A 12,365-nucleotide genomic window follows, 5' to 3' on the forward strand; every position below is an offset into this window, starting at 1 on the left:
GATTCCGCCTTGCGTTCCAAAGCGCTAGTGGCTACTATTTGCTATTCTTTTGCATCGTATATTGATGCTGTAAAATCAATGTTGTAACGATTGTAGGTATGTCATGACCGCAAGTAAGACAGCGTGGAGCGCAAATAGCTGGCGCAAATTCCCAGCCCAACAGCAGCCAGACTATCAAGACTTGGCTCAACTTCAGGCTGTAGAAGCACAATTAAAGTCTTTTCCGCCATTAGTGTTTGCGGAAGAAATTCGTAGCTTAGAGCGCCACCTTGGTAATGTATGCCGAGGTAATGGTTTTCTCTTGCAAGGCGGTGACTGCGCCGAGTCGTTCCAAGATTTTACCGCACCTAAAATTCGTGACACCTTTAAAGTTATTCTACAAATGGCCATTGTGCTTACCTTTGCTGGCTCGTGCCCAGTTACCAAGGTGGCGCGCATGGCAGGGCAGTACGCTAAGCCACGCTCGGGCGACTTTGAAACCATCGACGGCTTAAGCTTACCAAGTTACCGCGGCGACATTATTAACGGTCCTGACTTTACTGCAGATGCCCGTATTCCTGATCCAAACCGCATGATTACCGCTTACCATCATTCGGCTGCTTGTTTAAACCTATTGCGGGCGTTTGCCCAAGGTGGGTTAGCCGATTTACATAAAGTGCATAAGTGGAACATGAGCTTTGTGGAGTCGAACCCCCATAAAGACAAATACCAAGAATTGGTGACCAAGCTAGAAGAAGCCCTGCGCTTTATGAAAGTGCTGGGTATAACCGCTGAAACCCACCCGACTATTCATGAAACCGAATTATTCACCTCGCATGAGGCGTTGTTATTGCCTTATGAAGAGGCGCTAACCCGCATAGATACTTTAACGGGCATGCCTTACAACTGTTCTGCACACATGGTGTGGATAGGCGAGCGCACCCGCCAACTTGATCATGCCCATGTGGAGTTTTTCCGCGGGCTGAACAATCCGTTAGGCGTGAAGTTAGGCCCAAACACGAAAGCAGACGACGCTATTGCGTTAATTGATGCCCTTAACCCAGAAAACAAACCGGGCCGATTAACCTTTATTACCCGCATGGGGGCCGACAAGCTGGCAGACCATTTGCCGCAGCTTATTCGCCGGGTGCAAGCAGAAGGGCGCCATGTGGTGTGGTCGAGCGACCCTATGCATGGCAATACGGTTAAAACCGACAATGGTTTTAAAACCCGTAATTTCGACGCCATTGTGCGCGAATTAGAACAGTTTTTTGCTATTCACCAGGCGGAAGGGTCTTATGCGGGCGGTATTCACTTAGAAATGACCGGCGAAGACGTTACCGAATGTACTGGCGGTGCCTATGCTATTTCCGAGTCTGATTTAGCCCAGCGTTACAAAAGCCAATGCGACCCGCGCTTAAATGCCGACCAAGTGATCGAGCTGGCTTTTTTGGTATCGAAGTCTTTAGCAAATGCACGCCAAGGCCAAACCAGCTCGTAACAGCTGGTTTGAGGTAAATAGTTGGCTTAGTAACGGTAGCGCTTTAATTTAGTAATACTCATTATTTTAGCCGCTATTTCCTCGACCGAGGCGTGAGTTGAATTCAAATAAGGAATGGCTTCCCGCCGATACATACTTTCGATATGTTCGACTTCTTTCCTACACTGCTCAAACGACGCATAACGGCTATTGGCCATGCGGTTATCGCGTATGTTTTGTAGCCGATCGGCATTGATAGTTAACCCAAACAACTTATGCCGATGCAATTTAAGCTCGTCTGGCAATGCTAAGTCGTGCATGTCTTCTTCTGTGAGCGGGTAATTCGCTGCTTTTACGCCATACTGCAAGGCTAAATATAAACAAGTGGGGGTTTTGCCCGTACGCGATGCCCCCACCAAAATAATATCCGCTTCATGGTAGTTTTTTGTGGTTACGCCGTCGTCATTGGCAAGGGTGTAGTCCACCGCATCTATTCTAAAGGTGTAGTCTTGGTGAATACCATGGGTGCGATTGGCCAAGGGCTGTGGGGCAACCCCAAGGGCCGCTTGCACTGGGGCTACAAAGTGAGCTAGGAAGTCGTAGGAAACCCCTTCACTACCGGTCATTATACTTTTAATGGTGCTGTCGATAATAGTATGAAAAACCAGTGGCTTCTCCCCCGATTCGGCATAGGCAGTATTTATTTCTTCAACGGCTTGGCGGGCTTTGTCTTCATCGTCTATGAAAGAAAGAGTGCGGTGCTTTACTTCTACAGGAAACATAGAAAGCATCGCGTGACCAAATGTTTCAGACGTTAATGCTGTGCCGTCGGAAATATAAAAGGCGGTACGCATAAAGTTGTTTATCTCGGCAATTGAAATGGACTTTCATGTTAACCTTTAGCCGAGTAATATGTAAAATGTTCTCATCTTCAAACGCTCCAGCAATTATGCGCAGATAACAAGGAAAAGACCGTGCAAGACTTTGTACTTTGGTATCAAGATTTAGGAATGGGTGATGTAAGCCGAGTAGGGGGCAAAAATGCCTCTTTGGGCGAAATGATTAGCAACCTTGCCGGGGCCGGTGTAACCGTTCCAGGCGGCTTTGCCACAACCTCGGAAGCTTTTAATCGCTTTCTAGAGCAAAGCGGTGTTAATGATAAAATTTATGCATTGCTCGACACATTGGACGTGGACGACGTCAAAGCACTTGCCGTGGCAGGTAAACAAATTCGGCAGTGGATTATTGAAACACCATTTCAGCCAGAATTTGAAGAGGCCATTCGGCAGTCTTACGAGCAGCTAAGTGCTGGCCAAAGCGACGCCAGTTTTGCCGTACGTAGCTCGGCTACTGCCGAAGACATGCCCGATGCTTCGTTTGCTGGCCAACAAGAAACCTTTTTGAACGTAAAAGGCCTAGACGCGGTAATGGAAGCCATGAAGCATGTGTTTGCTTCCTTGTTTAACGACCGTGCCATTTCTTACCGTGTACACCAAGGCTACGACCACCGCGGTGTGGCTCTTTCTGCTGGGGTACAACGCATGGTTCGTTCCGACTTAGGAACAGCTGGCGTGATGTTCTCCATCGACACCGAATCGGGTTTTGAGCAAGTGGTATTTATTACTTCTTCTTATGGCCTTGGTGAAATGGTGGTGCAGGGTGCTGTTAACCCCGATGAATTCTTTGTGCATAAACCAACCCTTGCAGCAGACCGACCGGCTATTTTACGCCGCACCATGGGTAGTAAAAAAATTGAAATGGTGTATTCCGACAGCACCGACCATGGCGAGCAAGTACAAGTTCAAGACGTAGACGAAGCCCGCCAACGACAATTTTCTTTAAGCGATGAAGAAATTCATGAGCTGGCCAAACAAGCCGTTATTATTGAACAGCATTATGGCCGTGCCATGGACATTGAATGGGCCAAAGACGGCCAAGACGGCAAGTTGTATATTGTGCAAGCGCGTCCTGAAACCGTTCGTTCAAACGAAAAAGGCCAAAGCATAGAACGTTTCGCTTTAAAAGAAACTTCGGAAGTGCTGGCCACTGGCCGTGCAATTGGCCAGCGTATTGGCCGTGGTGTGGCGCGGGTACTTGCTTCCATTGACGATATGGACCAAGTGCAACCAGGCGACATTTTAGTAACCGACATGACCGACCCAGATTGGGAGCCGATTATGAAACGGGCTTCAGCCATTGTAACCAACCGAGGTGGGCGTACTTGCCACGCGGCAATTATTGCCCGTGAACTGGGTATTCCAGCCGTGGTTGGTTGTGGTAATGCCACCGACCTGATTGCCGATGGCATTGACGTAACGGTTTCTTGCGCCGAAGGCGACACCGGTACCATTTACAGCGGCTTACTAGGCTTTGATATTACCGAGTCGGAAATTGGCAGTATGCCAAGCTTACCGCTTAAAATTATGATGAACGTGGGCAACCCCGATCGGGCCTTTGACTTCGCCACCTTGCCCCATGAAGGTGTGGGTTTAGCGCGGGTTGAATTTATTATTAACCGCATGATTGGTATTCACCCACGGGCCTTGCTTGAATTCGACGCGCAAACCGATGAAATGCAAGAAGCTATTCGCGATCATATTATTGGTTACCCTGATCCTATCGAGTTTTACATTCGCCGTTTAGTGGAAGGTATTTCAACCATTGCCGCTTCGTTCTCGCCTGAGCGTGTCATTGTGCGCATGTCTGACTTTAAGTCGAATGAATATGCTAACTTACTGGGCGGTAACCAATACGAGCCGGAAGAAGAAAACCCCATGCTTGGTTTCCGTGGTGCCTCGCGTTATTTGTCGGAAGAATTCGAGCCTTGTTTTGCCCTTGAATGTGAAGCCATTAAACGGGTGCGTAACGACATGGGCTTAACCAACGTGGAAATAATGATTCCATTTGTACGTACCTTAGAAGAAGGGCGTGGCGTTATTGAAGTGTTGGCGAAACATGGCCTACGCAAAGGCGAAAACGGTTTACGCGTAATTATGATGTGTGAATTACCGTCGAATGCCTTGTTAGCCGACAAATTCCTCGATATTTTCGATGGCTTCTCGATTGGCTCGAACGACTTAACCCAGCTAACTCTTGGTTTAGACCGCGATTCGGGTGTTATTGCGCACTTATTCGATGAGCGCGATGAAGCCGTGAAGGCGTTATTATCGATGGCCATACAAATAGCGAAAAAGCGTGGGAAGTATGTGGGTATTTGCGGCCAAGGGCCTTCTGATCACCCCGACTTTGCCCACTGGCTGGTTGAACAAGGAATTGATTCAGTGTCGTTAAACCCAGACACGGTGGTTGATACTTGGCAATATTTAGCGAAAGAACTTGCCACTAAACAGTAAGTAACTGAAAGGGAATAACATGACCACTGCGTTACCCACGCTAAATGATTTACCCCGCGTGGCTGAAGAAACGGAATATTTTCTAACAGCATTAGGTAGCGCAGGGTTTATAGGCGACATTGACGCCTCCTATGGGGGGCGTTTAATTGCTGCAACCGACAACAGTATTTATCAACAACTGCCGCAAGCGGTGGTTTACCCCAAAAGCTCGAACGACTTACAGTGCCTGCTACGGGTAGCCAACCGGCCTGCGCATCAGCATATTAGTTTTTCGCCGCGCGGTGGTGGTACTGGCACGAATGGCCAGTCGCTAACCCCAGGCGTGGTGATTGATTTAAGCCGCTACTTCACCAATATTCTTGAATTAAACCTTGCTGAAGGTTGGGTGCGGGTGGAAGCAGGGGTAGTAAAAGACGCCTTAAACGACTTCTTAGCGCCCCATGGTTACTTCTTTGCGCCTGATACGTCCACCAGTAACCGCGCCACCATTGGTGGTATGGTTGGCACCGACGCTTCAGGCCAAGGCTCTTTGGTGTATGGCAAAACCAGTAATCACGTGTTGGCTTTGCGGGCGTATTTAGCCAATGGCCAAGAATTAAATACGGCGCCCATAAGCCGAGCAAAAGCCACGGAATTGGCACAGTTACCGAACACCCTTGGTGCTATATATAAGCAAGTGCTGGCTAGTTGTGTAGACCAACGGGCGGCCATTGAAGCAAAGTTTCCGCCGTTGAACCGATTTTTAACCGGTTACGATTTGCAGCATACCTGGGATAAAGAAGCCGACACTATTGATGTGTCGCGCTTGATTACCGGAGCAGAAGGTACTTTAGCCTTGGTAACCGAAGCCAAGCTTACAATTACTCCCATTCCAAAGCACAAAGTATTGGTGAATGTTAAATACCAAAACTTCCAAGCGGCCTTGCGCCATGCTCCAAGCCTAGTAAAAGCGCGCGCCACTTCGGTAGAAACCGTTGACTCCACGGTATTTGATCTTGCCCGTAACGACATTATTTGGAACGAGGTAAAAGACCTATTAACCGACGTGCCAGGCTTTACCATGGACGGCATTAATATGGTGGAATTTACCGCCATTAACCAAGCCGATATAAACGATAAGGTAGCTTCTTTGTGTGCCACGCTGGATCAGCTCGACCCAACCGAAAGCGGGGTTATTGGCTATCAGGTGTGTGCCGACTTACCTAGTATTCAGCGCATTTACGCCATGCGTAAAAAAGCCGTAGGTTTACTTGGCGCCACCAAGGGCCGCAGAAAACCAGTGGCTTTTGTGGAAGACACGGCCGTACCACCGGAGCATTTAGCCGACTATATTGATGAATTTCGCGCCTTACTTGACGCGGAAAATTTACGTTATGGCATGTTTGGGCATGTCGACGCAGGCGTGTTGCATGTGCGCCCCGCGCTCGACTTAATAGACGAAGAAGACGAAGCCGTGGTGCGCCGGGTGAGCGATCAAGTAATGCACCTTACGGCCAAGTACGGTGGCTTAATGTGGGGCGAGCACGGTAAAGGGTATCGTTCTGAATATGGCCCAGAGTTTTTTGGGCTAGAGCTATTTTATGAATTACGTTGCTTAAAGGCTGTATTTGACCCACTAAATAGGCTAAACCCAGGTAAAATTTGCACGCCGGTTGATTCCGAAGCCTCGCTGGTGTCGGTGGATGATCGCAAACGGGGTTGGTTTGATCGGCAAATACCGCTCGATGTGCGCGAAACCTGGCAAAGTGCCATGGACTGTAATGGCAATGGCTTATGTTTTAACTACGACGTTAAAACGCCCATGTGTCCGTCGTATCGGGGCAGTCAAGATCGGCGCTTTTCACCGAAAGGGCGGGCCACCTTACTACGGGAATGGCTGCGTTTAACCCATGCCAATGGCAATGAACTGGGCCAACCGAAAAAACGTTTTTGGTTACAACGGCTGCTAAATAGCTGGCAACAAAAGCCAGACTTTAACCATGAAGTGCGCGAGGCAATGGACACCTGCTTGTCGTGTAAAGCTTGTACCACTCAATGTCCAGTAAGTGTTGATATTCCAACCCACAAGTCGCGTTTTTATAACTATTACTTTAGCCAGTATGCCCGGCCCGTAAAAGACTACTTAGTGCGCGATGCTGAAAAATTATTACCCCGTATGGCACGTGTGCCGCGGCTAGCTAATGCCTTATTGAATAACCGCTTAAGCCGATTAGCACAAGCTAAGCTGACAGGTTATACGGACACCCCAGTTTTTGCTGTGCCCAGCTTGCAAAAACGGTTAAAAGTACGCCGTAATTTAATTAGCTGGGATAATTTTACCAAAGTGGCGGCCACGGAATATTTCACCCCCACCGACTATGTGGTGGTGGTACAAGACGTATTTACTTCGTGTTATGAGCCCGAGCTGCTAGAAGCGTTTTTAACCGTGGCCGAACAATGTGGTAAAACCCCGGTGGTTATGCCCTTTATGGCCAACGGTAAAGGCCTGCATGTAAAAGGTTTTTTAACTGAATTTGCGCAGCAAGCAAAGCTTACCGCGGCGGCTTTAAATGAACTGCATAACAAGGGCATACCCTTAGTTGGCCTTGATGCGGCAACTACCTTGTGCTTTCGCGACGAGTACCAGCAAGCGTTAGGTAACGAGCGGGGCGACTTTCAAGTATTGTTAGCCCATGAATGGTTGCTGAAGTTTATGCCGAAAGACATTGCCGTAACACCAACTAATACCGCTTATAACTTATTAAGCCATTGTACCGAGCAAACCGCATTACCTATGGTGAAGTCTGCTTGGGCGGCTATTTTTAACGTGTTAGGGCTTTCTTTAGCCACGCCAGCAACCGGCTGCTGTGGTATGGCGGGCAGCTTTGGCCATGAAGTGAGCCAAAAGGCTTTAAGTGAAAAAATATTTAGCCTGAACTGGCAACACGAATTGCAAAAGAAGGGTGTACAACCTTTAGCAACAGGCTTTTCGTGCCGCTGCCAAAGCGACCGTTTTGGCAAGCCTAACAACCCAAGTTACGCTAAGCCGGTGCACCCATTAACGGTGTTGGCCGAGCTGTTAGCTAACTAAAACTTATTAGCAACCATAAAAAAAGCCTAACGACTGGGTCGTTAGGCTTTAACTGCAAGTTCAGCAAGCGAGTTAACTATAGTTTATGCTCTGCCGCTTTCGCTGCCAATATTTCACGTGCCATTTCGTCGGCAATTTCGCCCGTAGGACGGTTTTCTTCTTTCGCGCGAGTGAATATTTTGTCGAGCGTATTGTAAATGTTACGAACTCGAGCCGCCGTTTCTTCATTGCTAAAGCTTGCCGCTTCAGAACAAACGTGAATAACACCACCGGCATTAATCACATAGTCAGGGGCGTACAAAATACCCATGTCTTTGACGATTTTGTCGTGAGCCGCGGTAGCTAACTGGTTGTTGGCACTACCTGCAATAACTTTGGCTTTAATACGCTTTAAGGTGTCGTCGTTAATGGTGGCACCTAAGGCACAAGGCGAGTACACGTCAACGTCTTGGTCGTAGATGTCGTCAATACTAACGGCTGTAGCACCTAATTTGCTTACGGCACGGTCAACCGCTTCTTGGTTTACGTCGCTTACAAACAATATGGCACCGTCTTTTGCACAATATTCTGCTAAGCCATAACCAACTGCACCGAGTCCTTGTAAGGCAATTTTAACGCCTGTTAAGTCTTCGCTACCTAGGGCATGTTTAACCGCTGCTTTTAAACCTAAGTAAGCACCTAGCGCCGTATGTGGTGAAGGGTCGCCAGCTTTTTCAGCGGTACCAGCTACATAACGAGTTTGGGTGCTAATAACAGCAATATCCGTGGTGCGAATGTTCACGTCTTCGGCAGTAATGTACTTACCACCTAAAGAGTCGATAAAACGGCCATAGGCTTTAAATAGCGGGTCGCTTTTATCGGTTTTCGCATCGCCAATAATAACCGCTTTGCCGCCACCTAGTGGCAAACCAGCTAAAGCGCTTTTATAGGTCATGCCGCGCGACAAACGTAGTACGTCGGTTAGTGCTTCGGCAGACGATGCATAATTCCACATACGGGTACCACCTAACGATGGACCCATAGTAGTGTCGTGCACCGCAATAATTGCTTTTAAACCTGATTCTTGATCGTGACAGAAAACCACTTGTTCGTGATTATCAAATTCTTTATGTTCAAACAGGGACATGAAGTTTACCCTTATTTAGTTGTCTTAAAACGCAGCGTAAATTACCACTTTGCGTGCTTAAGCGCTAGTCGCTAGCTTAATATAAATAGTACATGAAAAGGTTATTTTGTAAGAGTTCTTTACAGCAAACAGGTCGAACCAGAGCGACGCCTTTGTTATTACTACCACCGTTAGAATGACCTTAAAGGAGAGCGGTAATATAAGCCGTGGGAAGTTATTCCCTGTTTTGATGGTAAATGATAAGCTTCAGCCTAACCAAAAAAGCAGTTGATAAAGAGTATTAACATGACCGCAATGACCGAACAAGAAATGCAAGAGTGGGTACGCGCCCAGTTTCAACGGGCGAATGCTTATCTTGCCGAGCGTGGCTTAATTACCAATGTTATTTTAACCAAAGAAAGCCGCTATTTTGCCCCCCACTTGGCCGTATGGAAATTTACCCTGCAAGGGTTAACGGAAAAAGTGTGGGCCATTACCGGTAACGACTTACCGACTGACCACATTGATGCAAGTTTTGCGGCCACCCCACAAGACGCGTTGCGTTATTTTTCGTATCGTTGGCAGTTAAAAGCCGACAAAATATTGGCCAGCGAATTACCTAGCGATGCCAAGCAACAAGAGTTTGCCCAAATATTAATTCGTAGTGCGGAAAAAATATACCCGCTCAGCGAAAACCCGTCTCTTTGGCAGGAATAAAAACCTTAACGATGAAGAAAAGGGTAATGAAGAAGAGGGTTTAGCTCTCTTCTTCGCTCTCGTCTTGGTAATCTTCTTCGTTGTATTCTGGCACTAAATACCCTTCATTTACTAACCACAGCACTAGGGCAGAAGCCGCTGCCGACGCTTTTACCCGGGCGGCGATAAAGTTACTGTTCAACGATTCATGCGCTTTAAACAGGGCTAATAACTGTTCTGTGTCGCTGTCGGCTAAGAAGCGTTGCCCTTGCACGTACAGCGCTAGTTCAACTTCAGCCGTGTTTGCCGACTTTTCGTGCACCGTTAACCAGCGCAAACCAGGTGCCGTTAAATACTGTGGGTTGGTGCTTAACCAAGCCAGTAGCTGTTCGCTCGTAATGCTTTGTTCAGGCCAAAACTGTAAGGGTGGCCGTGGATTTTGTGACAAGTACACCGCACACAGGCGTTGCATTAGTGCTTCGTTTGCCACGGCTGAGGTAACAAGATCTTTAAAGGCAGTAACTGCACTGGCCGGCAAGTACCACGAAGGCTGGTTTGCTTGTGCTGCTAACGAGCCGCTAGTGTCTTTAAACCGTGTTGTTAATAGGTCTTCGTCTAAGGCTTTATCGGCTAATGCCGACAGCAGCTCGGCTTGGCTAGGGGCTCTAAAACCAACGGAATAATTTACCGAGGCTTCAATGCTTACTCCTTCATGGGGGAAACCCGCCGGAATATAAATCATGTCGCCGGGCTCGAGCACCACGTCAATAATGGGGGTAAAGCCTTTTACTTGTTTTAGTTCAGGGTGTGGGGTTATGGTTTCTAAACCACCGGGCTGGCCAATTTGCCATTGGCGGCGGCCACTGCCTTGAATAATAAACACGTCGTATTGGTCCACATGGGGGCCAACACCACCTTTAGGCGTGGCAAAGCTAACCATTAAGTCGTCGATACGCCAGTCGGGTAGCCATTCAAAATGGCGTAACAAGTGGCGGGCAGGTGGGTAATGTTCATTCACCGCCTGCACCAGTAAGGTCCAATGGGAATCGCCCAGCTTGGCATAGTTGTCGAAAGGACCATGTTCAAGCTGCCACCGACCTCGTTCACACCAAATAACCCGTGAATCGACCCCTGGCTCTAGCGCTAAGCCAGCCAGCTCGTCTGGCGACAAGGGCTCAACCAGATCAGGCATAACTTGACGAAATACCCCAGGTTGCTGTTGCCAATAACGGCGCTTAAAGTCTTCGGTGTCGAAGTCACGGAGTTGTTTCATGGTTACAGGTTTTCCAAGTGCTTGGTAACGTCTTTCGCTAGCCGTACCGCGTCGCCAATATAGTTTGCAGGGCTTAATTTTTTCAATTCGGCCTTGGCGGTAGCGGGCATGTCTAGGCTGTCAATAAAGGCGGCCATATCGGCGGCTGACAAACGCTTACCACGGGTGAGGTCTTTCAGCTTTTCGTATGGTTTTTCAATGCCATAACGACGCATTACGGTTTGCACCGGCTCAGCCAGTAATTCCCAGTTTTGGTCGAGTTCGGCAGCTAGTACAGCGGTGTTAATTTCTAACTTGCTGAGGCCCTTTAAGGTGGCCTGCCAGCCAATGAAACTATAGCCTAAACCAACGCCCAGGTTACGTAACACGGTAGAGTCGGTTAGGTCGCGCTGCCAGCGTGATACGGGTAATTTTTCGGCCAAATGGCCTAAAATAGCATTGGCCAAACCAAGGTTACCTTCCGAGTTTTCAAAATCGATAGGGTTTACTTTATGGGGCATAGTAGACGAGCCAACTTCGCCTTCAACGGTGCGCTGCTTAAAGTGATTAAGGGCAATGTAGCCCCAAACGTCGCGGTTTAGGTCGATTAAAATAGTATTTAAGCGGGCTACGGCGTTAAACCACTCGGCAATGTAGTCGTGGGGTTCTATTTGCGTGGTGTAGGGGTTCCAACGAATACCTAGCGAGCCAACAAATTCTTCTGAAACCTGGTGCCAATCTACTTCTGGGTAGGCGGAAAGGTGGGCGTTATAGTTACCTACTGCGCCATTTAGTTTGCCTAAAAATTCAATGTCTTTTATTTGCGACAGTTGGCGATCAACCCGAATTGCCACGTTAGCAAATTCTTTGCCGAAGGTAGAAGGGCTAGCCGGCTGGCCATGGGTGCGCGACATCATTGGAATGTCGGCGTATTCAACGGCTAACGCTGCTAGTTTTTGCAGTAGTTCGGTAACCGCCGGAATAACCACTTCGTCGCGGGCGTTGTGTAGCATAAGGGCGTGGGAAAGGTTGTTAATGTCTTCCGATGTACAAGCAAAGTGAATAAACTCGCTCACCGCTGCTAATTCGGCATGGCTCGCCACTTTTTCTTTTAAAAAGTATTCAACCGCTTTTACGTCGTGGTTAGTAGTGCGTTCTATTTCTTTTACGCGGGCGGCGTCTTGTTCTGAAAATTCGCTAATAATTTGGTTTAAAAACAAATTAGCTTCCGGCGACAAGGGCGGTACTTCAGCAATAGCGTCGATTTGAGCAAGTTTTTGTAGCCACCGTACTTCAACAATAACACGTTGATGAATAAGGCCGAATTCGCTGACATAAGGCCGTAGGCTAGCTGTTCTGCTGCCGTAACGACCGTCGACAGGACTAATTGCACTTAAACTGGAAAGGTCCATTATAATTGGCTCCGCTGA

Annotated in this window: 8 protein-coding genes; 4 read left to right on the plus strand and 4 right to left on the minus strand. The window is 48.1% G+C overall.

The genetic code is table 11. From position 1 onward, the window contains the following. Nucleotides 1-103 precede the first annotated feature (103 nt). Nucleotides 104-1,480 carry a class II 3-deoxy-7-phosphoheptulonate synthase gene (locus M1L23_RS03965; RefSeq protein ID WP_252625823.1) on the plus strand — a complete coding sequence of 459 codons (1,377 nt, stop codon included), beginning with the start codon at nt 104-106 and terminating at the stop codon, nt 1,478-1,480. Nucleotides 1,481-1,506: 26 nt separating this feature from the next. Here M1L23_RS03965 and ppsR read toward each other — a convergent pair whose 3' ends face one another. Then, nucleotides 1,507-2,313: a posphoenolpyruvate synthetase regulatory kinase/phosphorylase PpsR gene (gene ppsR / locus M1L23_RS03970; RefSeq protein ID WP_252625824.1), complete on the minus strand. Its 807-nt coding sequence runs from the start codon at nt 2,311-2,313 to the stop codon at nt 1,507-1,509. Nucleotides 2,314-2,433: 120 nt separating this feature from the next. Here ppsR and ppsA point away from each other — a divergent pair, with 120 nt between their 5' ends. Both ppsA and ydiJ read left to right on the plus strand, forming a co-directional pair. Beyond that, entirely contained in the window at nt 2,434-4,812 is a 2,379-nt protein-coding gene (gene ppsA / locus M1L23_RS03975) for a phosphoenolpyruvate synthase (RefSeq protein WP_252625825.1), read from the plus strand. 19 nt (nt 4,813-4,831) lie between these two features. Continuing rightward, nucleotides 4,832-7,882, plus strand: coding sequence for a D-2-hydroxyglutarate dehydrogenase YdiJ (gene ydiJ, locus M1L23_RS03980; protein WP_252625826.1), 3,051 nt, complete (start codon nt 4,832-4,834; stop codon nt 7,880-7,882). 76 nt (nt 7,883-7,958) lie between these two features. On the opposite strand, the gene M1L23_RS03985 is transcribed toward ydiJ, so the two are convergent. Beyond that, nucleotides 7,959-9,008 carry a Glu/Leu/Phe/Val dehydrogenase dimerization domain-containing protein gene (locus M1L23_RS03985; protein ID WP_252625827.1) on the minus strand — a complete coding sequence of 350 codons (1,050 nt, stop codon included), beginning with the start codon at nt 9,006-9,008 and terminating at the stop codon, nt 7,959-7,961. Between the two features lie 285 nt (nt 9,009-9,293). Between M1L23_RS03985 and M1L23_RS03990 the strand changes: the two genes are divergently transcribed. Continuing rightward, the gene (locus tag M1L23_RS03990) at nt 9,294-9,704 is read left to right on the plus strand and encodes a DUF4826 family protein (RefSeq protein WP_252625828.1); all 411 of its coding nucleotides are present in this window, start codon (nt 9,294-9,296) and stop codon (nt 9,702-9,704) included. A gap of 40 nt (nt 9,705-9,744) precedes the next feature. On the opposite strand, the gene M1L23_RS03995 is transcribed toward M1L23_RS03990, so the two are convergent. Together M1L23_RS03995 and purB are read right to left on the minus strand one after the other, a co-directional pair. Then, on the minus strand, nt 9,745-10,956 hold the full coding sequence (locus M1L23_RS03995; protein ID WP_252625829.1) for a cupin domain-containing protein: 1,212 nt from the start codon (nt 10,954-10,956) through the stop codon (nt 9,745-9,747). Between the two features lie 2 nt (nt 10,957-10,958). Beyond that, the gene (purB, locus tag M1L23_RS04000) at nt 10,959-12,347 is read right to left on the minus strand and encodes an adenylosuccinate lyase (protein ID WP_252625830.1); all 1,389 of its coding nucleotides are present in this window, start codon (nt 12,345-12,347) and stop codon (nt 10,959-10,961) included. Nucleotides 12,348-12,365 lie beyond the last annotated feature (18 nt).

This window comes from Aliidiomarina quisquiliarum, from assembly GCF_023922585.1.
In the GTDB taxonomy this organism is placed as follows: Bacteria; Pseudomonadota; Gammaproteobacteria; order Enterobacterales; family Alteromonadaceae; genus Aliidiomarina; species Aliidiomarina quisquiliarum.

Coding starts and splice junctions, on each gene's coding strand:
- M1L23_RS03965 (WP_252625823.1), top strand. CDS start 104: ATGACCGCAAGTAAGACAGCGTGGAGCGCAAATAGCTGGCGCAAATTC.
- ppsR (WP_252625824.1), bottom strand. CDS start 2,313: ATGCGTACCGCCTTTTATATTTCCGACGGCACAGCATTAACGTCTGAA.
- ydiJ (WP_252625826.1), top strand. CDS start 4,832: ATGACCACTGCGTTACCCACGCTAAATGATTTACCCCGCGTGGCTGAA.
- M1L23_RS03985 (WP_252625827.1), bottom strand. CDS start 9,008: ATGTCCCTGTTTGAACATAAAGAATTTGATAATCACGAACAAGTGGTT.
- M1L23_RS03990 (WP_252625828.1), top strand. CDS start 9,294: ATGACCGCAATGACCGAACAAGAAATGCAAGAGTGGGTACGCGCCCAG.
- M1L23_RS03995 (WP_252625829.1), bottom strand. CDS start 10,956: ATGAAACAACTCCGTGACTTCGACACCGAAGACTTTAAGCGCCGTTAT.
- purB (WP_252625830.1), bottom strand. CDS start 12,347: ATGGACCTTTCCAGTTTAAGTGCAATTAGTCCTGTCGACGGTCGTTAC.